Genomic DNA, 22,227 nt, shown 5'->3' with positions numbered 1-22,227 from the left:
TATGTGGATTAAATGGTTAATGCTTAGCTTTATATTAGGGAGCGGGGGAGGGCAAACGTCGCTCAATCCGACATTTCCTTCTATAAAACAAGAAATGAATCATCAGGAAAAATCAATAATTGTCATGGTTGAAAAAGAAAAATTCGCGGAATTTAAAAGTCAGCTACAAAAAAATTATCCTAATATAAAGATTAAGAGCGAGTTTCACACGGTATTTACAGGACTTTCATTAAACGGCTCCATCTCGGATTTGGAAAAACTATCTCATAATCCTTCTATTATTGGTTCACATTCTATTAAAAACTACCAGGTTGCAGAAGAAAATAGTGTAACCTTCATTGGCTCAGAACAGGTAAGAGGCTTATTTGATACTCATAATCAGCGCTTAACAGGAAAAGGGATCAAAGTAGGCGTCATCGATACGGGTGTTGATTATTCTCATCCCGATTTAAAACAAACCTACAGGGGAGGGTATGATGTAATAGATAAAGATTATGAGCCGATGGAAACCACTCGGGAGCAAGGAGAGCCTACTCTGCATGGCACTCATGTAGCCGGTATTATTGCAGCAAATGGAAATATTAAAGGTGTAGCACCTCAGGCGGAGATCTACGCATACCGAGCTCTTGGACCTGGTGGAGCTGGAACGTCTGAAAGTGTTATTCTAGCTATCGAAAAAGCAATTCAAGATGATGTAGATATTATTAATTTATCATTAGGAAATGATGTGAATGGCCCTGATTTACCAACAAGCTTAGCGTTAGATCGAGCTGTTGAAAAAGGAATTGTAACGGTTACATCCAGCGGCAATTCAGGTCCAGGTTTATGGACCGTGGGCTCTCCAGGTACAGCGGGAAAAGCTATTTCGGTTGGCGCTTCTGTTTCCCCGACAACAGTTCAATTTCTAACAATTGGATTTAACAAAGAAAAAATTATGATGGCGCCAGTAGAAGGGTCTCGTCCATGGACGTTTAATCAAACGCTGCGTGTAATAAATGAAGAATACTTCAAAGAAGAGCAAAAGCATGCGTTGGGTAACGTCATTTTGCTAAAAGCAGAAGGAAATGTGGTTGAAAAAAAGATTAAACAAGCTGAACAGGCAGGAGCAAAAGCCGTTATTTTATATAGTCCGACTGAAAAAAGCATAATCGGTAAACTACAAGAATCAGTAAATATTCCAGTGATATGGGTAAGTAAAAAAAACGGTGATACCATTAATCAATACATTCAGTCTCAACAGCCATACTTACGCACTGGCAAGCAAGTGGTGCAAGACTTGCTCACATCTTTCAGTTCAAGAGGACCTGTAACGACTACTTGGGGAATCAAGCCGGACGTCGTCGCACCTGGTTACTTCATTAATAGTACAGTTCCTGGGGGATATGAACGCATGCATGGAACAAGTATGGCTGCGCCCCATGTAGCTGGAGCGTGCGCTCTTATTTTACAAGCTCACCCGAACTGGTCTCCTGAACAAGTCAAAGCTTCATTGATGAACACAAGTAAAGTAATGCAGCAGCTAAATGGTCAAACGTATCGCGTATATGAACAAGGAGCCGGGAGAATTCAAATAGCAAAAGCTGTCACAGCAGACTCTTTATTTTATCCATCTTCTTTATCTTTCGGTATTTTTACGCGCCCATCAAAGAAAGTCTTATCATTTAAAATTGATAACCAGTCTGATAAAGCAAAAACGTATCGCTTGAACGTTCCGAAAAGGGATGAAGGAGTGAATTGGGATGTTCCATTACCCGTCACGGTGCAGCCCCATCAGACAAAAGAAATAGCTGTCACTTTATCGGTGCAGCCCCGTTTTAAAAATAAAGGTATATATGACGGATATTTGGAAATAAATGATTCACGTGAAACATTTTCGCTTCCTTATATGTACATGGTTAGCATTCCAGATTATCCCCGTGTCATGGGATTGCAAGTAGCAGCGGAAAAAGAGAAAAATACGTATAGCTATGAACTGTTTTTGCCTGAAGGAGCAGATGAGTTAGGCGTTGCTCTTTTTGATAAGCAGTCTTTACAGTTTATATCGTATTTAGATGTTGACGTTGATGTAGAAAGAGGCATGAGAAAACGGAAAATAACGATCGATGAATCGCTTGTACCGGGAGCGTACCAAATATTTGCATTTGTGAAAAAGCATAGACAAGAGCATGTTGTAAACAGTACAATAACGATTGAATGAACCTCTTTAAATGTTTTCATTTGAAGAGGTTTTATGTGTGGCAGAAATGTGAACAATAAGAAGAGATTGTGAAGTTTTTAGCTTAAACACATTGACATTAAATATACGCTATTGTATGCTTACAGGGAATATAAATGATAAGGTTTTCAACCTGTGAAAACCGTTGATATTTCTGCGTATTTTATTAGCTGTTTTTACCTTTTTTAGCAATTTTTTTTGCCTTTCTATCATATATTGAGCTATAAAAACGATAGAGAATTCGGAAAAAAGAAAATTTTGCAAAAGGGGTATGAGCTTATGAAAGATCGCAACCGTCATCCTTTGCAAGCGATGGCATTAGTGTCAATCATTCTATCACAGTTAGCAGGTTCAGTCTTAATTGGCTTATTCTCTGGAAGATGGGCTGATCAATGGCTTGACACCGAACCACTATTTTTGATTTTAGGCCTTCTTTCAGGGCTAGCAGCAGGTGTTTTTATGATGCTGCGGACAGTCCACCATTTTTTTTCAGGAGATTAATAATTCATGCAGGATTTGCAGCACGTTTTTCCAAGACTTCGTTCATACATATTGTATTTGTTAGCATTATACGTTCTCGGCTGGGGATTTACAAGTTATAAGGCTGTTTTTGCAGGTTTAATTTTAGGAACCGCCCTGAGTTTGTATAATTTGTGGAACTTAGTAAGAAAGTTTGAGCAGTTTGGACAGGCGTTGGATGAGGGGAAAAAGCCCCGTTCAATTGGGACTGTTGTAAGATTTGCAACAGCTGCTCTCGCAGTTGTGATTACCATCTCTTATCCAAAAACCTTTCATATTATTAGTGTAGTTGTGGGATTAATGACGTATTACGTTGTCATTATCATAGATTTAGTTGTTCAAAATATGCGTAGAAGATAGAAAGAGAGGTGAACACAGTTGGGTCATGAATCACCAACTATAGAGTTTCTAGGCCTTACTTTTAGTCAAAGTAACTTGCTTATGGTTACCGTAGCTTCTGTTATTGTATTCTTAATTGCAGTTTTATGTACTCGTACTCTTGCTATGAAGCCAAGCGGTGCACAAAACTTTATTGAATGGGTCTTAGATTTTGTTAAAGGACTCGTTAATAGCAATATGGATTGGAAAACAGGTGGCCGCTTTTTGACGCTAGGTGTAACTTTACTTATGTACATTTTTGTGTCAAATATGTTGGGTCTTCCATTTGCCATCGTGATTGACCATAACTTATGGTGGAAATCGCCAACCGCTGATCCAGCAATTACGCTGACGTTAGCCGTTATGGTAGTTGTACTATCACATTACTATGGTATTAAAATGCGAGGGTTCTCTGCATACACGAAAGATTACTTCAAGCCAATGGCATTTTTATTCCCGCTTAAGATTATCGAGGAGTTTGCCAATACGTTAACGCTTGGCCTTCGTCTTTACGGTAATATTTATGCTGGGGAAATTTTGTTAAGCTTGCTAGCTGGTTTAGCAACAACAGGCTTCCTAGGTACAATTGGAGCTGCTATTCCAATGCTTTTATGGCAAGGATTTAGTATTTTTGTAGGCGCAATTCAGGCCTTCATTTTCACAATGTTAACGATGGTTTATTTATCTCACAAAGTGAGTAGCGACCATTAATTTATAAAGCTTTGTTCAAGTAATACCCAATTTGGACAAAACAAAACTTAGTTAAACAAAATCATATATATTAAGGGAGGACTTTATAAAATGGGTTTAATAGCATCTGCAATTGCGATTGGTTTAGCGGCACTAGGTGCTGGTATTGGTAACGGTCTTATCGTTTCTAAGACGATTGAAGGCACAGCTCGCCAACCAGAAGCACGTGGTACATTAACTTCAATGATGTTCGTTGGGGTTGCCTTAGTTGAGGCGCTTCCAATTATCGCCGTAGTTATTGCATTCATGGTACAAGGTAAATAATAATGTGTTACATGTGGCGAAGATCATTCAAAAGAACCTTCGCCATTACTTTATGTCTTTAATAAGTAAATTATATATGTGGAGTCTCTGAAGGGAGTGAACATGGCCGTGTCGAACATGTTTGTGTTAGGAGCAGCAGGCATTAATGGTGGAGATATTCTTTTCCAATTAGTGATGTTCCTTATCCTACTTGCGTTACTTCAAAAATTCGCGTTTGGTCCTGTAATGGGAATCATGAAAAAACGTGAAGAGCATATTGCCGGTGAGATTGATGAAGCAGAAAAGCAAAATGAGGAAGCGAAGAAGCTTGTTGAAGAGCAGCGTGAAATCTTAAAGCAATCTCGTCAAGAAGTGCAAGTAATGATGGAAAACGCTAGAAAGTCTGCAGAAGATAAAAAAGAAGAAATCATTGCGGCAGCACGCGAAGAGTCTGAGCGTCTAAAAGCTGCAGCAAAACAAGAAATCGAACAGCAAAAAGATCAAGCAGTTGCTGCGTTACGTGAGCAAGTTGCTTCATTATCTGTTTTAATTGCGTCGAAAGTTATTGAAAAAGAACTTTCTGAACAAGATCAAGAAAAGTTAATTCATGAATATATCCAAGAAGTAGGGGATGTACGATGAGTCAACCAGCTGTAGCCAAGCGCTATGCACTAGCTCTTTTTCAATTAGCAACAGAAAAACAGATGATCGATGAAATGCAAGACCAGCTACAAATCGTTGAAGAGGTGTTTGCTAAAACACCTGAATTAATGGATGTATTAACTCATCCAAAAATTACAATTGAGCGAAAAAAACAGTTTGTAAGTGAGGCATTTGCTGAACTTTCACCAACTGTTCAACATACGGTTCTTCTATTATTAGAGCGTCACCGCATTCAAATTGTTAGCGAGATGGTAAAAGAGTATCGTTTCCTAGCGAACGAAGTACGTGGCGTGGCAGATGCAACTGTTTATTCTGTCAAACCTTTAAGTGCAGATGAGAAAAGAGCAATCTCACAATCATTTGCTTCTAAAGTTGGAAAACATACGTTAAATATTTCAAATATAGTAGATAAAAGCCTAATCGGCGGCGTGAAGCTTCGCATTGGTAATCGTATCTATGATGGCAGCATTAGCAGCAAATTAGAAACGATCCACCGAGGACTTCTTGCACACAGATCGTAGATAGGGGTGAAATTCATGAGCATCAAAGCTGAAGAAATTAGTGCGCTGATCAAGCAGCAAATTGAAAACTATCAGTCTGAGATTAAAGTGAGTGATGTAGGTACTGTTATCCAAGTTGGGGACGGTATCGCACGTGCTCATGGCCTCGACAATGTCATGGCTGGAGAACTGGTTGAATTTTCAAATGGTGTCATGGGAATGGCACAAAACTTAGAAGAAAACAATGTAGGTATCATTATTTTAGGACCATATACGGAAATTCGTGAAGGTGACGAAGTTCGCCGTACAGGACGCATCATGGAAGTTCCAGTAGGGGAGCAGTTAATCGGTCGTGTTGTTAACTCATTAGGTCAGCCAGTAGACGGCTTAGGCCCAGTAGAAACAACAAAAACACGTCCAATTGAAGGTGCTGCACCTGGCGTTATGGATCGTAAATCAGTACATGAGCCGCTTCAAACAGGTATCAAGGCGATTGACGCACTTGTGCCGATCGGTCGTGGACAGCGTGAGTTAATTATCGGTGACCGTCAAACGGGTAAAACATCGGTAGCAATCGATACAATCTTAAACCAAAAAGATCAAGATATGGTATGTATCTATGTAGCGATTGGCCAAAAAGAATCAACAGTTCGTAACGTAGTAGAGACATTACGTAAACACGGTGCTCTAGATTACACAATCGTTGTAACAGCATCAGCTTCACAACCAGCTCCACTATTATTCTTAGCGCCATATGCTGGGGTAACAATGGGTGAAGAGTTTATGTATAACGGTAAGCACGTACTTGTTATTTACGATGACTTAACAAAACAAGCATCAGCTTATCGTGAACTTTCATTACTATTACGCCGTCCTCCAGGTCGTGAAGCGTATCCAGGGGATGTATTCTATCTGCACTCTCGTTTATTAGAGCGTGCGGCAAAGTTATCGGACGCAAAAGGTGGAGGTTCATTAACAGCTCTTCCATTTATTGAAACGCAAGCAGGAGACGTATCTGCTTATATCCCAACGAACGTAATTTCGATTACAGACGGACAAATTTTCTTACAGTCAGATCTATTCTTCTCAGGCGTGCGTCCTGCGATTAATGCTGGTCTTTCTGTATCACGTGTAGGGGGATCTGCACAAATTAAAGCGATGAAAAAGGTAGCAGGTACACTGCGTCTAGACCTTGCATCTTATCGTGAGCTTGAATCGTTTGCTCAGTTCGGTTCTGATCTTGACCAAGCAACTCAAGCAAAATTAAATCGAGGAGCGCGTACAGTTGAAATCTTAAAACAAGGTTTACACAAACCGCTTCGCGTAGAAAAACAAGTAGCTGTGCTTTACGCATTAACAAAAGGCTTCTTAGATGATGTTCCGGTATCAGATATTACGCGCTTTGAAGACGAGTACTTAACATGGTTAGAGTCAAACCGTAAAGAAGTACTTGAATCAATCCGTACAACTGGTGGACTTCCTGAAGCTGGCGTATTCGAATCAGCACTTGAAGAATTCAAGAAAACATTTATTGCATCTGAATAATATATTGTCAGCATGGTATGTTAAGACAATCTTTCAATAAGGTGAAGGTGAACATTTGTTCACCTTTCATACCACGTGATCTTCTAAAACAAGGTGGTGAAACCTTTGGCATCATTACGTGATATACAAACTCGAATCACATCGACGAAAAAAACGAGCCAGATTACGAAAGCAATGGAAATGGTTTCAGCTGCAAAGCTGAATAGAGCGGAACAAAATGCAAAATCGTTTGTTCCATACATGGAAAAAATTCAAGAAGTAGTCTCAAGCGTAGCCCTAGGCAGCAGAGGCGCTTCACATCCAATGCTAACTGCGCGCAGTGTGAAGAAGACTGGTTACATCGTAATCACTTCAGATCGCGGTCTAGCAGGAGCATATAACAGTAATATTTTGCGAAAAGTATCTCAAGCTATTGAAGAACGCCATCAATCACCTGATGAATACGGTGTGATTGCAATTGGACGAGTAGGGAGAGATTTCTTCGTGAAACGCGGCATTCCGGTTTTGCTTGAAATCACAGGCTTAGCAGATCAGCCAGCTTTTGCTGACATTCAAGGAATCGCTTCACAAACAGTTCAAATGTTTGCAGACGGTACGTTTGATGAACTTTACTTATACTACAATCACTTTATCAATACGATTTCACAAGAAGTGACGGAGAAGAAGCTATTGCCTCTAACAGATCTTCAACCTTCTGGTAAACTTGTTGGTTATGAATTTGAACCATCACAAGAAGAGATTTTAGAAGTATTACTTCCTCAGTATGCAGAGAGTTTAATTTACGGCGGCCTACTTGATGGAAAAGCAAGTGAGCATGCTGCTCGTATGACAGCGATGAAAAGTGCAACAGACAACGCAAAAGATCTTATCAATAATCTTACATTGTCATATAACCGTGCACGTCAAGCGGCAATTACCCAGGAAATTACGGAAATTGTTGGCGGAGCGGCAGCGTTAGAATAGAAAGTTTAATGGAAAAGCAAGTTAGGAGGGAACACGATGACAAAAGGACGCGTTACTCAAATCATGGGTCCAGTTGTAGACGTAAAGTTTGACAACGGACACCTTCCGGCAATTTATAACGCCCTTAAAATTTCACATAAACCGAGCAGTGCAAGTGAAGTTGCAATCGAATTAACATTAGAAGTTGCGATTCACTTAGGTGATAACACAGTTCGTACAGTAGCAATGTCATCCACTGACGGCTTAGTTCGTGGATTAGAAGTAGAAGATACAGGTGCAGCAATCTCAGTACCAGTTGGTGACGTTACGTTAGGTCGTGTATTTAACGTATTAGGTGAAAAAATCGACTTAGACGCCCCAATCGATGCAGGTGCACGTCGTGATCCAATCCACCGTCAAGCACCAAAGTTCGAAAATCTATCTACACAAGCTGAAATTCTTGAAACAGGTATTAAAGTAGTAGACTTATTAGCTCCTTACATTAAAGGTGGAAAAATCGGTCTATTCGGTGGTGCCGGTGTAGGTAAAACAGTATTGATTCAAGAATTAATCAATAACATTGCTCAAGAGCACGGCGGTATTTCAGTATTCGCTGGTGTAGGTGAGCGTACGCGTGAAGGTAATGACTTATACCATGAAATGACAGATTCTGGTGTTATTAAGAAGACGGCTATGGTATTTGGCCAAATGAATGAGCCACCTGGTGCACGTCAACGTGTTGCATTAACAGGATTAACAATGGCAGAATACTTCCGTGACGAACAAGGTCAAGACGTATTATTCTTTATTGATAATATCTTCCGTTTCACACAAGCGGGTTCAGAAGTATCAGCATTACTTGGCCGTATGCCATCAGCAGTAGGTTATCAGCCAACATTAGCGACAGAAATGGGTCAGCTTCAAGAGCGTATCACGTCAACAAGCGTAGGTTCTGTAACATCGATTCAAGCGATTTACGTACCAGCCGATGACTATACGGATCCAGCTCCAGCGACAACATTTGCTCACTTAGATGCAACAACAAACTTAGAGCGTAAATTATCAGAGATGGGTATTTACCCTGCGGTAGATCCATTAGCATCTACATCTCGCGCTTTATCTCCTGAAATTGTTGGAGAAGAGCACTATGCAATTGCGCGTCAAGTTCAACAAACGTTACAGCGTTATAAAGAGTTACAAGATATCATTGCAATCCTAGGTATGGATGAGTTATCTGATGAAGATAAACTTGTTGTACAACGTGCTCGTCGCGTTCAATTCTTCTTGTCTCAAAACTTCCACGTAGCAGAACAATTTACAGGTCAAAAAGGTTCTTATGTTCCTGTAAAAGAAACTGTTAAAGGATTTAAAGAGATCTTGGAAGGTAAATACGATCATTTACCTGAAGATGCGTTCCGTTTAGTTGGTCGCATTGAAGAAGTTATTGAAAATGCGAAACGTATGGGAGTAGAAGTTTAATTTAAGGGACATAGGAGGTTTTTTAAATGAAGACAATCCATGTCAGTGTAGTGACTCCTGATGGCCCAGTTTACGAATCAGAAGTGGAAATGGTAAGTACCCGAGCACAGAGTGGTGAGCTTGGTATTTTACATGGCCATATTCCGATGGTTGCTCCTTTACAAATTGGAGCCGTCCGCTTGAAGAAAGCAAGCAGTACAGAACTTGTGGCTGTTAGCGGAGGATTTCTTGAAGTAAGACCTGACAAAGTAACAATTCTTGCACAGGCTGCTGAAACAGCTGAAGAGATTGACATAGCTCGTGCAGAAGAAGCGAAAAAGCGCGCTGAAATGCGCCTTGATAGCAAACAAGATGACGTTGATGTTAAGCGTGCTGAAATTGCCTTAAAACGGGCAGTCAATCGTTTAGATATTAGTCAACGTAAGTTCTAAAAAAAGCCCTCTCAAACGAATGAGAGGGCTTTTTTGCTCTATTATACAAAAAGGGAAGAGCAAATAGGATTGATCTATGATTATATATTCCATTTAACTAAGCGCATCTATCTTCTTTATTTTGCTCAATAGTGGAAAAGGATCTTAAAATAGGGAATAAAATAAATGTTTTTCATGTTACCGTTTACGAATTTGCATAAGTGTGCTTTAATATGAAAAGAAGAGACGATGATCGTCTCTTCTTTTCATATGGTGTTTAAAAGGAGTGCTTTTATTGTTTGGAGGAATTGAACAGCAAACGTTACTAACCATGATTTCACATTTGATTTTTATTGTGATTACTTGGTATGCTTTGCAAGGCTTTCAAATTGAAAAGCTGATGAAACCTAATCATGTGTTTCAAGCAAAATTAATGCTTATTTTATTGACCATTACGATTTCATCAACAGTAAGTAATTTCTTTTTGGATTATTTATTTTGGTCACAGCGCATTCCCTCATTTTTTCAATGATTGGCAAGCTATGAGTCTATGATAAAATAGGCGTTCATTCATTGAAGATATACGAATTTATACGCTAATGTATGTCGCTATGTCTAAATATGACGACCCTTTTCATGTATGTATCATCGCCTTCTGGAAAGACTGATGAGTACGGAGAGGGAGTGGCGAAATGTTTAAAAAAATTAGTGTCTTTTTGGCTATTTTCATTACTGGCTTATTCGTATATCATGGAAGTTATGTGAGCAATGCCCAAAACAATGAAACTACTATTGAGAAGATTGTTCACACCTTAAATAAGCAGCATGTTTCGTTAACTGAAGTATCGTTGTATGCAAGAGAAGAAGTAAAAGCTGTTACTGACCAAAAAACCTTTTATTCGCAAGCTAAAAGTATTAAAAGTAATTTTAGAGGTTTTAAATGGGAAGTGAAGAGGGAAAGAGACCTATGGAAAGCAATAGGTACACGCAAAAGTGAAGATGTGAACGAAGTCATTCTGTTAACTTATGCGATCGATGAACACAGCAATGCGTACATATCGTATCATGTAACGGGACAAGGTTTGAAAGAAAAAAATATGACCCATTTTCAAAATGTATTTCAGACAAATTATGAAAAAATTTTCCTATCAGAACCCATAATTTTCTCTTGTGCAACTGGGGAAATCAATGATAAGATGGAAAGTGTTTTGTCTGTTGAAATTCAAGACCTATTACGAGCTTTCAATGCTAAACCAGTGGAATCTCTAGTGGAAGAGTCATTTACCTCTGTTTCAGCATATACTGGACTGTGGAAAGAAGCTCTTCAAACGAAAAAGCAGGAAATGAACTTACAAATTGCATTACGCAAGACAAGAATGGGCGGTCAAACAACCATAGTTGTTGGCACACCTATCATTACGTCTGAATATTAATATAGAGAAAATGGACGCGGAGGGGAATACCTTGGAAAAAATCATCGTCCGCGGTGGAAATAGATTAAGCGGTACAGTTAAAGTTGAAGGAGCAAAAAACGCCGTTTTACCTATTATCACTGCAACCTTATTAGCTAGTGAAGGAAAAACAATTCTAAATGATGTACCAGCTCTCTCCGATGTATTTACGATTGGCGAAGTTTTAAGACATCTGAATGCAGAAGTAGATTTTGAAACAAATCGTGTAGTTGTAGATGCATCAAGAGAGTTAAAAACAGATGCACCTTTTGAATATGTAAGAAAAATGCGCGCTTCAGTACTTGTAATGGGTCCTTTATTGGCGCGTACAGGTGAGGCTCGTGTAGCTTTACCTGGCGGATGTGCAATTGGATCAAGACCGATTGATCAGCATCTTAAAGGCTTTGAAGCAATGGGTGCTAAAGTTCAAGTAGGAAATGGTTTTATTGATGCAAAAGTTGAAGGAAGACTAAAAGGTGCTAAAATTTATTTAGACTTCCCAAGTGTAGGCGCCACAGAAAATATTATGATGGCAGCAGCATTAGCGGAAGGCACTACAATTATGGAAAACGTAGCAAAAGAACCTGAGATTGTCGATTTAGCAAACTTCTTAAACGCAATGGGCGCTAAAGTTCGCGGTGCAGGAACTGGTACGATCCGTATTGAAGGTGTTAATAAATTATATGGTGCAGAACATGCAATTATTCCAGATCGTATCGAAGCTGGAACATTCATGGTAGCAGCAGCTATTACAGGTGGAAACGTACTTGTACGCGGTGCAGTAGCAGAGCACATCAGTTCACTTGTTGCTAAAATGGAAGAAATGGGTGTTGAAATTACTGAAGAAGGCGACGGCTTACGTGTTGTAGGACCTGAAAAGCTAAAATCAGTAGATATTAAAACAATGCCTCATCCAGGGTTCCCTACAGATATGCAATCTCAAATGATGGCATTATTATTAGCAGCAGAAGGCACAAGTATGATTACAGAAACAGTTTTTGAAAACCGCTTTATGCACGTAGAAGAGTTTCGCCGCATGAACGCTGATATTAAAATTGAAGGACGCTCTGTTATTATTAACGGACCTACTCAACTACAAGGCGCTGAAGTAGCAGCAACAGATCTTCGTGCAGCAGCAGCGTTAACATTAGCAGGACTTGTAGCAGACGGCTATACGCGTGTAACGGAATTAAAACACCTTGATCGTGGTTATGTAAATTTCCACAATAAATTAGCCGCTTTGGGTGCTGATATTGAACGTGTAAATGACGAAACAAAGCAAGTAGAACAAACTCAACAGGCTTCAGACGTCAAGTAAATATGTCATAAAAAAAGCATCTCATAGCGAGATGCTTTTTTTGTCGTTGGACGACCCTTATGGCCGGTTTGCTGTCATAAAAGGTTGTCCACCTCCATACATATGGGATATAGGGATATAGGTGTTCCTTGTCAAAATAATAGATATGGAGGCTAGGCGTTCATGAAACAAGCAAAGCCAATCGTCGTACTAGGAGTCATCTTTTTTTTCGTTGTGTTACTCATCCCAACACTTCTCGTTGTTCCTTTTACTGAAAAGACAGATGGAAAGCTACATGAAAATGTCAAACAGACCCCAAAAACCGAAAAACTACAAAAAGTGACAGCGTCTCCTCTTGACGTCAGTGTTTATCGTACGGAAACGAAAAAAGTAGAAAAACTGCCGCTCGAAGACTATCTTGTAGGGGTAGTAGCAGCTGAAATGCCTGCTACTTTTGAGCTTGAAGCACTTAAGGCTCAAAGTTTGGCAGCCAGAACCTATATTGTGCAAACTATGATGAATGGAAATAGTCATCTTCCCCAAGGAGCGGATGTGACTGATACCGTAGAGTACCAAGTATATTTAAATAAAGATGAGCTAAGAAGCAGATGGAACAAAGACTATGATTGGAAAATCAAAAAAATTCAAGAAGCAGTGAAGGACACCCAAGGTCAAATTCTTACGTATAAAAATAAGCCAATTAATGCTACGTTCTTTTCTACCAGCAATGGTTACACTGAAAACTCAGAAGCGTATTGGAAGAATTCCATTCCTTATCTAAAAAGTGTAGCTAGTCCATGGGATAAAAAGTCCCCTGAATTTACAAATCAGAAAGTAATGTCTGTTGCTAGCTTTGAACAGAGGCTTGGAGTGAAATTAACAAACAGTGGATCAGTAGGTGAAATCGTCTCTAGAACGCCGGGGCAGCGCGTAGATTACGTAAAGATAAACGGTAAAGAACTGTCGGGAAAAGATGTTCGGGAAAAACTGGGTTTATCGTCAGCCGACTTTCATTGGACAAAAAAAGGTAATGAAATTATCATCAACACAAAAGGATATGGACATGGTATTGGGATGAGTCAGTACGGAGCAAATGGTATGGCACTAGAAGGAAAAACCTATAAAGATATTGTTACTCATTATTATACAGGTGTTGCGATTACCCCTAACGATCAGTTTGTTGCACAATTGACAGCTAAACGCTAATTCAAAGACCCTTATAGCAGGGTCTTTTTTTATGTTTTTCACTTTTTTTAAATAAAATGTATATTTTAGATTCATCTGTTGAAAAATAATCGAAAAAAATTTTTTATCGCTGTGTATATATTCATTCAATTGTGTTCAGACTGATTGCTGAGGTGATGATATATGAGAGAGGAAGAAAAGAAACGTACTTCTCCAAAATCGAAAGTTCAAAAATTAGTTAGAAAGCGTTGGGTGTTCCCGGCTATCTATTTAGCGAGTGCAGCAATTATTCTTACAGCAGTCCTTTGGTTTCAAGCTAATGGAAACGATATTAGCAAAGAAGACAAAAGCGGCTATAGCCAAGACGGTACGGCTTATCGAGACGACGCTGTAGAGGTAAATGCTTCGCTTGAAAATTTAAAAATGCCAGTTGCTAGTGAAGCATCAGCTATCGTGAAAAAGCCTTTCTACGACGATCAAGCATCTGAAAAACAGCAAGAAGAAGCACTAGTTTTCTACAACAATACGTATCATCCAAACACAGGTGTTGACTTAGCTGTTAAGGGAGATAAATCATTTGATGTTGTAGCAGCAGCTAGCGGTACAGTAACAAAAGCAACAAAAGATCCTTTACTAGGTTATGTAGTAGAAATTGATCACAAAGATGGTTTAGTCACACAGTATCAATCTCTTGAGAAAGCTGATGTAGAAGTAGGAGATATTGTTAAACAAGGCCAAACGATCGCAAAAGCTGGAAAAAGCTTATATAATCAAGAAGCAAAAACACATGTACATTTTGAAGTTCGTAAAGATGGTGTAGCAATTAATCCAAGCAGTTATTTTGGAAAATCTGTTAGTTCTATCAAAGAAGTCAAAGCAGCTGAAGTAACAGAACCAAAAGACGACTCTTCTTCTGAAGAATCAAAGGATAGCGAAAAATCATCTGATGAAAAGACTAAAGAAGATAAAGATTCAAAACACCCTTCAACAGATACGTCTAAACCAAATGCATAAGGCAAGACCATAAATACGAAAAGAAGCTGGATAAAATCGAGCTTCTTTTTTTATGAATTTTTCTAAAATGAGATGCATTATGTTAAAAAAGTAAATAAAAAACACTAAATTTTCAAAAAAATATAAGAAATCACTTGTCCTTACTGACTTTTCTAGCATATATCTGCACACAAGCTAATAAACTGTTACAAACCTATAAAGAGAATGTTAGAAAAGGGATAATATATACATTCCCTTGGATACTTCTCATATCCAATTTGGGGAGGGCGAGTAGTGTGCACGATTACATCAAAGAGAGAACTATCAAGATTGGAAAGTATATTGTAGAAACAAAGAAAACAGTTCGTGTAATTGCGAAAGAATTTGGCGTTTCGAAAAGTACTGTCCATAAAGATTTAACAGAGCGTCTACCAGAAATAAATCCTGAGTTAGCAAATGAAGTAAAAGAAATTCTTGATTATCATAAATCTATTCGGCATTTGCGTGGAGGAGAAGCAACAAAATTAAAGTACAAAAAGGAAGAAGAAACTGTAAAATGAAAAAATGCCCAATATTGCCTTTTTTATAGAGGTAGTATAGGGCATTTTATTTTTTGGATAAAATAGGTATATAATAAATATTTTTGCTAATAACAACATACATATACAAATTGTGATAAAATAGTAAATTAGGAAAAAAGAATGGTTATCATGCAAAGATATGTAAATAGAAGGAGGATTTAAGGTATGTTAGCAAAAGACATTGGTATCGATTTAGGTACAGCTAACGTCTTAATTCACGTTAAAGGCAAAGGAATTGTGTTAAATGAACCGTCTGTTGTGGCGATTGATAAAAATACAAATAGAGTGCTAGCAGTAGGGGAAGAAGCGAGACGTATGGTAGGAAGAACGCCCAGTAATATTATTGCCATTCGTCCCTTAAAAGATGGTGTTATCGCTGACTTCGAAATTACAGAGTCTATGCTCAAACACTTTATTAACAAATTAAATGTAAAAGGTTTTTTATCCAAGCCTCGCATTTTAATTTGTTGTCCAACAAATATTACCTCTGTTGAACAAAAAGCCATTCGCGAAGCTGCTGAAAAGAGCGGTGGAAAAACCATTTATTTGGAAGAAGAACCAAAAGTCGCGGCAATTGGCGCTGGAATGGATATCTTTCAGCCGAGCGGAAATATGGTCGTAGATATTGGTGGAGGTACAACCGATGTGGCCGTCCTTTCAATGGGCGATATCGTAACAGCAGCTTCTATTAAGATGGCTGGTGATCGTTTTGATGCCGAAATTTTGCAGTACATTAAGCAAAAATATAAGCTCTTAATCGGAGAGCGTACAGCAGAAGAAATTAAAGTGAAAATTGGTACGGTGTTTCCTAAAGCTCGTAATGAAGAGCTGGACATTCGAGGGCGAGATATGGTTTCAGGCCTACCTCGTACGATTACTGTTTATTCTGAAGAAGTAGAGGAGGCACTTAGAGAGTCTGTCAGCGTCATTGTACAAGCTTCGAAAAGTGTATTAGAGCGTACACCTCCTGAACTTTCTGCCGATATTATAGACAGAGGCGTTATTTTAACTGGCGGTGGAGCATTGCTTCACGGTATGGATCAGCTGTTAGCGGAAGAATTAAAGGTGCCTGTGCTAATTGCAGAAAATCCAATGGGTTGTGTAGCTGTTGGAACAGGTATTATGCTCGATAATATTGATAAACTATCTCGTCGCAATATTGTTTAAATAAATGAAGACTCCTCTATTGGCTCGTTTCATACAGAGGAGTCTCTTCTTTTATCTATTATACTCTGTGAGCTGGCTATAACGAGCAACGTTTACTTGTAAGGAGGATGAAGTATGTTTAAAGGGTTTTACACGGCAGCGGCGGGTATGCTGTCTCAACAGCGTCAAACTGACTTATTAACGAATAACATAGCAAATGCTAATACGCCAGGATTTAAAGCAGATCAAGGTACGTTAAAGGCATTTCCTGATATGTTGCTGCAGCGAATGGAATCTGAAGATTTACCTACTGACCGTAGCATCTCTGTTCAGAACAAAAAAGAAATAGGTACGATTAATACGGGCGTGTATATGCAAGAAACAGTTCCAAATTTTACACAAGGTGATCTTCAGCAAACGTCTCAATCAACTGATATTGCATTGATGGAGCAAAATATGCCTACAAAAGAGGGCGGACTATTTTTTGTGGTACAAAGCCCTGATAATACGCCTCAATATACAAGAAACAGTAATTTTACATTAGGTCAGGAAGGGTTTTTAACTACGTCTACCGGAGCTTATGTATTAAATACAAATAATCAACCAATTCAACTAAAAAGTGAAAACTTTACAGTTGATTCACAAGGTAACGTAACGGAAAATAATCAGCAGGTCGCACAAATCGATATTGCTTATGCTAGTGACTTACAAACGATTAAAAAGGCAGGGAATGGATTGTATGAAACGCTGAACAATCAGCCTTTGCCTTCAGCAAGAAATAATCCAGGCATTTCTTATCAGTTAAAGCAAGGATTTGTTGAACGTTCCAATGTAGATGCTGCTCAAAGTATGACTGATTTACTAACGGCTTACAGAGCTTTTGAGGCAAATCAAAAAATAATGCAAGCTTACGATAGAAGCATGGATAAAGCGGCAAATGAAATTGGGCGTGTGCGCTAAAAGCAACAGGGGAGATGAGAAGGATGAACCGCACAATGATAACAGCGGCCAATACGATGGGACAGCTGCAGCAGCAGCTTGATGTCATTGGTCATAATCTATCTAATACAAATACGACAGGATATAAAGCGAGAGATGCTTCATTTAATGATATGCTGTATCAACAAGTAAACAATCAAGAAGATAAGGGAACAGAAAAGCGGCTTACGCCAGCTGGAATTTGGCAAGGCACAGGCGCTTATTTAGATCAAACGAGCTTGAATATGACGCAAGGTGCTTTTCAGAATACAGATAAACTATTAGATGTAGCTGCATCAAATCCAAACGTTTATTTTCAAGTTGCCGTAAACGATTCCCAACAGCCTGTACAATATACGAGAGATGGTTCTTTTCATCTTAGCCCTGAAGGCCCGAACAATGTTAAATTAGTAAACGGTTCTGGTCAGGATGTGCTGGGAGAAAATGGTCAAGCTATTATTTTCAGTAACGCGTTCAAAGATATACAAATTGATGGAAGTGGAACGATAACGGTTACTATGAATAAGGGTGTTGACCAGTTTACACTTGGATTAACAAATGTCCAAAAGCCTCAGGTGCTCGAAGCTAAAGGAGAAAATCTATTTGCCTTTCCAGCAGGGATGAACCAACCGAATATGTTTACAGATTTGACTGGAAAAGCTCGAGAAACAGCAGGCGTAGAGCAAGGGAAATTGGAACAGTCAAATGTAGATTTGAGTAAAGAACTTACTGATATGTCCATTGCTCAACGTGCGTATCAATTTAATTCCCGCTCTATTTCAATTGCAGATCAAATGATGGGCTTAGTTAATGGAATCAGAGCTTAAGCAAGTAGTTGCTTCTCAATTGAGCATTCTGTATATTGATAATAGTATCGTATGTTACATGCGGTTTGAAAGGAGACTTATTTATGCTTGATATTGAACAAATTAAAGAAATTATTCCACACCGATATCCATTTTTATTGGTCGATCGTATTTTAGAAGTGGAAGAGGGAAAAAAAGCAGTTGGTTTAAAAAACGTATCTGCCAATGAAGAATTTTTTAACGGGCATTTCCCTGACTATCCTGTGATGCCAGGGGTTTTAATTGTAGAAGCTTTGGCTCAGGTAGGAGCAGTAGCTATGCTAAAAAAAGAAGAAAATCAAGGACGTTTAGCATTTTTTGCAGGCATTGACAACTGCCGCTTTAAAAAGCAAGTAAGACCTGGTGATCAACTGCGTTTAGAGGTTGAAATTGTACGTGCGCGTGGATCTATTGGCAAAGGAAAAGGTATCGCAACTGTAGATGGAGAGTTAGTCTGCGAAACAGATATTATGTTTGCTTTAGGCGATAAAAAAGAATAGTACATAAGAGCTGCTGATGCAGCTTTTTTTATTGGCGCTGCAAAGCAGAAAAAAGTTTCTTTAATAAAGGTATAATATCCGTTAGCAACTCTTTTTGAAGTGTTGGTGACAGAGATGAAAATTGTAAGAGCACGTGTTTCAATAAGGGCTGTTTATCTATGAGGGTTAAAATGGTCTCGTCGTGTGAATCCGATTCACATTTTCTTGTTAAGTAAAGAAGTTGGAAGTCATGTAAATGATCTTGTTTATAAGAGGAAGGCTCAATAAGTTGGTCCAGCGTAATTTGAAAACAATTACATAGAGATAAAAAATCAAAAATGGAAGGCGTTTGTTTTGAACATTCCCATTTTGAAATAGTTGTACGAGAAACATTCAACTGATTTGCTAATTCTTCTTGTGAAAATCCTCCTTTTAGTCTGAACTGCTTAATTCTTTCTCCAAAATCCTTCATATGCATCACCTGATTTCGTAAAGATAAATATATGTCTTATTGTTCGAATGTAGTTCATATTCTTTGTAATATGCTAAATTCGCACAATATGAAACATATACACTTTAACTTCTGCAATAAAGGGAATAAAACCTGTTTTTATTTCTTTTTTTTCTCTAAAAAGATTCATTTTTCTGCCTGGATATAAAAAAAAGAACAAAAATAAAGGTTTTTATAGTAAAAAAATCCTATTTTTTGTTCGGTATATTGAAAAAAATGGTTGAATAACGGGGAAAAATGCATTAATATACGAATTACAAAGAAAAAGGAGTGAAAAAATGACAAATTTTTATTTGAAAAGGCAAGGCGCTCGCATAAGAGATAATCGCTTCAAACGTTCTAATTGTGCTCATTTATTTTTAGGAAAAAAAGAAAGGTACCTCTCCAGTCAGTTCTCTTTTCTTTACCCTTCTCATGCACCAACGAAAAAGACCGCAAACAATAATCCTCTCTTTTAAATCCAGACACCTTGAGATGACTTGACTTATTTTTTAGATGTACTTTTTATCGGTCTGTTTCGAAGCTGCAGTTTGAACTGTTGAAGTAAATCTTGACCTGATAACCCTTGGTTAATTAAATCCTCTAAGAGCATTTCAGCATAATGAAGTCTCCGTTCTTTTAAAACACCTTTCATCAACAAACTAATACGATTTTCACCAATTGAAGTAATGGAAGCCACGGTAGCTATAAAGGTAGCCGGATCATTTGTTTCTTTCGTAATTTTAGCTTCTACCGTCATTTTTTGTTTATCTTTCAACAAAACATGAAATTCATCGTACCATTTCTTATCGATAACTGCTTCTAAAATCCAGTTATTTTCGCCGTCTTCTTTATTAATAATAAGGCCATTAGTGAGTGAGACAGACTGACGCTTTTCTTGATCATCAACCAATTGAAATGACACAAGTTTAAATGTTTTCATTGATGTTTCCTCCTTTACGTAAATAGTAGGTTATCCATATTATAACATGAATGAGCTTAAAGATTCCCATTATTCAATCAGTTGGAGTGGTAGACTATGATTAACCATATTGTTCTTGTAGGAAGACTGACAAAAAAACCTGAGCTTAGATATACCCATGAAGGGATTGCAGTATCTACTATTACTTTAGCAATTAATCGAACGTTTCGAAATGTTGAAGGTGAATATGATGCTGATTTTGTCAACATTACTCTGTGGAGAAAAAATGCAGAAAATACGGCTGCTTACTGTGATAAAGGAGCGGTTGTAGGTGTAGTAGGGCGTGTACAAACGCGCACATTTGAAAATAATCTTCAGCAACGAGTATATATGACTGACGTTGTGGCTGATGCTGTTAAGTTTTTAAGTGGAAAGCCATCCGGTTTTTCTTCATTTGATTCAAATCAACAAGAAGAATAAAGTTATCTAGTATGAAAGGGGGTGATTAGTTCAGCTAAGGTTTTAATTCCTCTTATCTATCATAATAGAAGATAGATCCTTTTTAAGAGCAAGGCTCTTTCTATGTTCTCAAGAGAGAAAATTAAAGTATTCACTATCCCCGAACTATTCCTCTATTTCAGCCGTTAAATCATTTAACGGTTTTTTTCTGTATATAAGAGATTGAGACATAACTGAATTAATGCAATCTAAAGACAAACAAATGGGATGAGCTAGTATGGATCATTTGTTACACCACTGTTGATTTCCGTGCAAGGCTTCGCTTTCCGCGGACGGCTGATGAGCCTCCTCGTCACTTGCGCGCGGTTTCATCTATTCTGCTTTTCTCCCAGGAGTCTTCGCTTTGCCCTCCGCTCAACAGCTAGAAGCACCTACATATATGAAACCTACGTCGACCCTACCAATGAAAAAATCCGAACGAGTTTGATTCTCCATCAAGAATCAAACTCGTTCGGATCTTCCCTCAACTAAAATACTTTTGTTTCAGCTTCTATCAATTATTTAGAAAATCTTTTTGCACCTAAGTAGCGCTTGCTCCAGTAGCTGTTATCTAAGCTTGCAATGGTTACACCCGTAGAAGATCCAGCATGAATAAATTGACGATTACCAAGGTAAATGCCCATATGTGTAGGACCGCTAGAATATGTATTAAAAAACACTAAGTCTCCAGGCTGTGGATTACTGACGGGTGTTGATACACTCCAATAACCAGCCGTCGTATAGCGCGTTGTAGAAATTTGTTGTTTCGTTACGTAATAAATGAATCCGCTGCAGTCAAAACCAGAAGGAGTTGTGCCACCCCATTTGTAAGGAACACCTATATAACGTTTTGCATCTGAAATCATTTGCGATACATTTAATGTTCCGTTAGAAGTTGAAGGTGTGGATGTACTTGGTTTTGTTGTTGGCGTAGTTGTTTGGCTGCTTTTTGATACCTTTAATTGTTGATTTACATAAATCGTATTAGACGTTAATCCGTTTATTTGTTTTAGCTCACTCACGCTCATGTGAAATGTCGAAGCTATTTTAGATAGGCTATCTCCACGCTGAACTTTGTAAGTTCCGTTTGCATCCTTAGAAGGAGTTTCTGCTGGTTTACTCGTAGTTGGAGTCGATGCGCTATTGCTTCCATTTACTTTTAACGTTTGGTTAATATAAATAATGTTAGAAGAAAGAGCGTTCAAACGTTTTAATTCTTCTACGCTCATATTAAAACGAGTAGCAACTTTCCAAAGGGTATCGCCGCTTTGAACTTTATAAGTCGAACCAGTAGCAGGAGCTGAAGGCTTTTCTTCCTTATTAGATGGTTGAGAGGTTGAAGCAGAAGGAATCGATAACGTTTGTCCTATGTGAATTGTATTTGAAGATAACTTATTTACGCTTTTTAAAGCTTCTACCGTTGTATGGTATTTGGTAGATAATGACCAAAGTGTATCTCCAGCTTTTACTTGAACAGTTGAAGCAGATGCTTCAGCTGAAGCTTGATATAAGAATGTCCCGCCAACAATGGCGCCTAGAGATAAAGCGAGCTGCCTTTTTTTCATTAATAAATCCCCCTAATTATGTAAATGTTCCGTGTTTATTTTTCCAATATGTCTATTAAATTACAAAAATATTATATGTATAAATATGCTGGAATTTAAAGAGAAAGTAAAGGGTCTTTTTCGCTATAAAAATACCTTTTTATTCAAAAAAAG

Annotated in this window: 25 protein-coding genes; 22 read left to right on the top strand and 3 right to left on the bottom strand. The window is 38.3% G+C overall.

Going from position 1 to position 22,227, the window contains the following annotated elements; translation table 11 throughout:
• Position 1: 1 nt before the first annotated feature.
• The 21 genes from ACFX4W_RS17785 (at position 2) to fabZ (ending at position 18,620) form a co-directional block, all read left to right on the top strand.
• Entirely contained in the window at positions 2-2,197 is a 2,196-nt protein-coding gene (locus ACFX4W_RS17785; protein WP_280560587.1) for a S8 family serine peptidase, read from the top strand.
• Positions 2,198-2,494: 297 nt separating this feature from the next.
• Entirely contained in the window at positions 2,495-2,716 is a 222-nt protein-coding gene (locus tag ACFX4W_RS17780; RefSeq protein WP_013085464.1) for an AtpZ/AtpI family protein, read from the top strand.
• A 6-nt stretch (positions 2,717-2,722) separates the two neighbouring features.
• Positions 2,723-3,094, top strand: a complete 372-nt coding sequence (locus ACFX4W_RS17775) for an ATP synthase subunit I (protein ID WP_013059806.1) — start codon at positions 2,723-2,725, stop codon at positions 3,092-3,094.
• A gap of 18 nt (positions 3,095-3,112) precedes the next feature.
• Positions 3,113-3,823: a F0F1 ATP synthase subunit A gene (gene atpB / locus ACFX4W_RS17770; protein ID WP_013059805.1), complete on the top strand. Its 711-nt coding sequence runs from the start codon at positions 3,113-3,115 to the stop codon at positions 3,821-3,823.
• A gap of 90 nt (positions 3,824-3,913) precedes the next feature.
• Positions 3,914-4,126: a F0F1 ATP synthase subunit C gene (gene atpE, locus ACFX4W_RS17765; protein ID WP_013059804.1), complete on the top strand. Its 213-nt coding sequence runs from the start codon at positions 3,914-3,916 to the stop codon at positions 4,124-4,126.
• Between the two features lie 102 nt (positions 4,127-4,228).
• A complete protein-coding gene (locus tag ACFX4W_RS17760; protein ID WP_013085463.1) occupies positions 4,229-4,747 on the top strand; it encodes a F0F1 ATP synthase subunit B in 519 nt (172 codons plus the stop codon).
• Complete coding sequence (locus ACFX4W_RS17755) at positions 4,744-5,289, top strand: F0F1 ATP synthase subunit delta (protein WP_013059802.1); 546 nt, start codon at positions 4,744-4,746, stop codon at positions 5,287-5,289. Before ACFX4W_RS17760 ends, ACFX4W_RS17755 begins: the two co-directional genes overlap by 4 nt.
• Before the next feature lie 15 nt (positions 5,290-5,304).
• Positions 5,305-6,813, top strand: coding sequence for a F0F1 ATP synthase subunit alpha (gene atpA, locus ACFX4W_RS17750; RefSeq protein WP_013085461.1), 1,509 nt, complete (start codon positions 5,305-5,307; stop codon positions 6,811-6,813).
• A gap of 105 nt (positions 6,814-6,918) precedes the next feature.
• Positions 6,919-7,776, top strand: a complete 858-nt coding sequence (locus ACFX4W_RS17745; protein WP_013059800.1) for a F0F1 ATP synthase subunit gamma — start codon at positions 6,919-6,921, stop codon at positions 7,774-7,776.
• 36 nt (positions 7,777-7,812) lie between these two features.
• Entirely contained in the window at positions 7,813-9,234 is a 1,422-nt protein-coding gene (gene atpD / locus ACFX4W_RS17740) for a F0F1 ATP synthase subunit beta (protein ID WP_013059799.1), read from the top strand.
• 26 nt (positions 9,235-9,260) lie between these two features.
• The gene (locus ACFX4W_RS17735) at positions 9,261-9,665 is read left to right on the top strand and encodes a F0F1 ATP synthase subunit epsilon (RefSeq protein WP_013085460.1); all 405 of its coding nucleotides are present in this window, start codon (positions 9,261-9,263) and stop codon (positions 9,663-9,665) included.
• A gap of 274 nt (positions 9,666-9,939) precedes the next feature.
• Positions 9,940-10,176 (top strand): DUF1146 family protein, encoded by a 237-nt coding sequence (locus ACFX4W_RS17730; protein ID WP_013059797.1) that lies wholly within the window; start codon positions 9,940-9,942, stop codon positions 10,174-10,176.
• 160 nt (positions 10,177-10,336) lie between these two features.
• Positions 10,337-11,077 (top strand): YwmB family TATA-box binding protein, encoded by a 741-nt coding sequence (locus tag ACFX4W_RS17725; RefSeq protein ID WP_013059796.1) that lies wholly within the window; start codon positions 10,337-10,339, stop codon positions 11,075-11,077.
• Positions 11,078-11,108: 31 nt separating this feature from the next.
• A complete protein-coding gene (gene murA / locus ACFX4W_RS17720; RefSeq protein ID WP_013085458.1) occupies positions 11,109-12,413 on the top strand; it encodes a UDP-N-acetylglucosamine 1-carboxyvinyltransferase in 1,305 nt (434 codons plus the stop codon).
• Positions 12,414-12,575: 162 nt separating this feature from the next.
• Complete coding sequence (gene spoIID, locus ACFX4W_RS17715) at positions 12,576-13,598, top strand: stage II sporulation protein D (RefSeq protein WP_013059794.1); 1,023 nt, start codon at positions 12,576-12,578, stop codon at positions 13,596-13,598.
• Positions 13,599-13,760: 162 nt separating this feature from the next.
• Positions 13,761-14,591: a stage II sporulation protein SpoIIQ gene (gene spoIIQ, locus ACFX4W_RS17710; protein WP_016765919.1), complete on the top strand. Its 831-nt coding sequence runs from the start codon at positions 13,761-13,763 to the stop codon at positions 14,589-14,591.
• A gap of 275 nt (positions 14,592-14,866) precedes the next feature.
• Positions 14,867-15,130, top strand: a complete 264-nt coding sequence (spoIIID, locus tag ACFX4W_RS17705; RefSeq protein ID WP_013059792.1) for a sporulation transcriptional regulator SpoIIID — start codon at positions 14,867-14,869, stop codon at positions 15,128-15,130.
• 186 nt (positions 15,131-15,316) lie between these two features.
• Entirely contained in the window at positions 15,317-16,318 is a 1,002-nt protein-coding gene (gene mreB, locus ACFX4W_RS17700; protein WP_013085455.1) for a rod shape-determining protein, read from the top strand.
• A gap of 114 nt (positions 16,319-16,432) precedes the next feature.
• Positions 16,433-17,257 (top strand): flagellar hook-basal body protein, encoded by an 825-nt coding sequence (locus ACFX4W_RS17695; protein ID WP_162215097.1) that lies wholly within the window; start codon positions 16,433-16,435, stop codon positions 17,255-17,257.
• Between the two features lie 23 nt (positions 17,258-17,280).
• Positions 17,281-18,102 (top strand): flagellar hook-basal body protein, encoded by an 822-nt coding sequence (locus ACFX4W_RS17690; RefSeq protein WP_043977466.1) that lies wholly within the window; start codon positions 17,281-17,283, stop codon positions 18,100-18,102.
• 83 nt (positions 18,103-18,185) lie between these two features.
• Entirely contained in the window at positions 18,186-18,620 is a 435-nt protein-coding gene (gene fabZ / locus ACFX4W_RS17685) for a 3-hydroxyacyl-ACP dehydratase FabZ (RefSeq protein ID WP_013059788.1), read from the top strand.
• A gap of 28 nt (positions 18,621-18,648) precedes the next feature.
• On the opposite strand, the gene ACFX4W_RS17680 is transcribed toward fabZ, so the two are convergent.
• Positions 18,649-19,071 (bottom strand): helix-turn-helix domain-containing protein, encoded by a 423-nt coding sequence (locus tag ACFX4W_RS17680; protein WP_034648293.1) that lies wholly within the window; start codon positions 19,069-19,071, stop codon positions 18,649-18,651.
• A gap of 523 nt (positions 19,072-19,594) precedes the next feature.
• Entirely contained in the window at positions 19,595-20,032 is a 438-nt protein-coding gene (locus ACFX4W_RS17675) for a YwpF-like family protein (protein ID WP_014457773.1), read from the bottom strand.
• A 96-nt stretch (positions 20,033-20,128) separates the two neighbouring features.
• Here ACFX4W_RS17675 and ssb point away from each other — a divergent pair, with 96 nt between their 5' ends.
• Positions 20,129-20,491 (top strand): single-stranded DNA-binding protein, encoded by a 363-nt coding sequence (gene ssb / locus ACFX4W_RS17670; protein WP_016765913.1) that lies wholly within the window; start codon positions 20,129-20,131, stop codon positions 20,489-20,491.
• A 536-nt stretch (positions 20,492-21,027) separates the two neighbouring features.
• On the opposite strand, the gene ACFX4W_RS17665 is transcribed toward ssb, so the two are convergent.
• Positions 21,028-22,074: a C40 family peptidase gene (locus tag ACFX4W_RS17665; RefSeq protein WP_043977459.1), complete on the bottom strand. Its 1,047-nt coding sequence runs from the start codon at positions 22,072-22,074 to the stop codon at positions 21,028-21,030.
• Positions 22,075-22,227: the final 153 nt, after the last annotated feature.

Origin of the sequence: Priestia sp. YIM B13489 (assembly GCF_042787645.1) — a bacterium.
Classification (GTDB): domain Bacteria; phylum Bacillota; class Bacilli; order Bacillales; family Bacillaceae_H; genus Priestia; species Priestia megaterium.
The sequence above is the reverse complement of the archived record's forward strand: the minus strand, read 5'-3'. Positions and strand labels throughout refer to the sequence as shown.

Bases quoted from the DNA above. Each gene is read 5' to 3' on its own strand.
- ACFX4W_RS17785 (WP_280560587.1), top strand. From the start codon at position 2: ATGTGGATTAAATGGTTAATGCTTAGCTTTATATTAGGGAGCGGGGGA.
- ACFX4W_RS17780 (WP_013085464.1), top strand. From the start codon at position 2,495: ATGAAAGATCGCAACCGTCATCCTTTGCAAGCGATGGCATTAGTGTCA.
- ACFX4W_RS17775 (WP_013059806.1), top strand. From the start codon at position 2,723: ATGCAGGATTTGCAGCACGTTTTTCCAAGACTTCGTTCATACATATTG.
- atpE (WP_013059804.1), top strand. From the start codon at position 3,914: ATGGGTTTAATAGCATCTGCAATTGCGATTGGTTTAGCGGCACTAGGT.
- ACFX4W_RS17760 (WP_013085463.1), top strand. From the start codon at position 4,229: ATGGCCGTGTCGAACATGTTTGTGTTAGGAGCAGCAGGCATTAATGGT.
- ACFX4W_RS17755 (WP_013059802.1), top strand. From the start codon at position 4,744: ATGAGTCAACCAGCTGTAGCCAAGCGCTATGCACTAGCTCTTTTTCAA.
- atpA (WP_013085461.1), top strand. From the start codon at position 5,305: ATGAGCATCAAAGCTGAAGAAATTAGTGCGCTGATCAAGCAGCAAATT.
- atpD (WP_013059799.1), top strand. From the start codon at position 7,813: ATGACAAAAGGACGCGTTACTCAAATCATGGGTCCAGTTGTAGACGTA.
- ACFX4W_RS17735 (WP_013085460.1), top strand. From the start codon at position 9,261: ATGAAGACAATCCATGTCAGTGTAGTGACTCCTGATGGCCCAGTTTAC.
- ACFX4W_RS17725 (WP_013059796.1), top strand. From the start codon at position 10,337: ATGTTTAAAAAAATTAGTGTCTTTTTGGCTATTTTCATTACTGGCTTA.
- spoIID (WP_013059794.1), top strand. From the start codon at position 12,576: ATGAAACAAGCAAAGCCAATCGTCGTACTAGGAGTCATCTTTTTTTTC.
- spoIIQ (WP_016765919.1), top strand. From the start codon at position 13,761: ATGAGAGAGGAAGAAAAGAAACGTACTTCTCCAAAATCGAAAGTTCAA.
- mreB (WP_013085455.1), top strand. From the start codon at position 15,317: ATGTTAGCAAAAGACATTGGTATCGATTTAGGTACAGCTAACGTCTTA.
- ACFX4W_RS17695 (WP_162215097.1), top strand. From the start codon at position 16,433: ATGTTTAAAGGGTTTTACACGGCAGCGGCGGGTATGCTGTCTCAACAG.
- ACFX4W_RS17690 (WP_043977466.1), top strand. From the start codon at position 17,281: ATGAACCGCACAATGATAACAGCGGCCAATACGATGGGACAGCTGCAG.
- fabZ (WP_013059788.1), top strand. From the start codon at position 18,186: ATGCTTGATATTGAACAAATTAAAGAAATTATTCCACACCGATATCCA.
- ACFX4W_RS17680 (WP_034648293.1), bottom strand. From the start codon at position 19,071: ATGAAGGATTTTGGAGAAAGAATTAAGCAGTTCAGACTAAAAGGAGGA.
- ACFX4W_RS17675 (WP_014457773.1), bottom strand. From the start codon at position 20,032: ATGAAAACATTTAAACTTGTGTCATTTCAATTGGTTGATGATCAAGAA.
- ssb (WP_016765913.1), top strand. From the start codon at position 20,129: ATGATTAACCATATTGTTCTTGTAGGAAGACTGACAAAAAAACCTGAG.
- ACFX4W_RS17665 (WP_043977459.1), bottom strand. From the start codon at position 22,074: ATGAAAAAAAGGCAGCTCGCTTTATCTCTAGGCGCCATTGTTGGCGGG.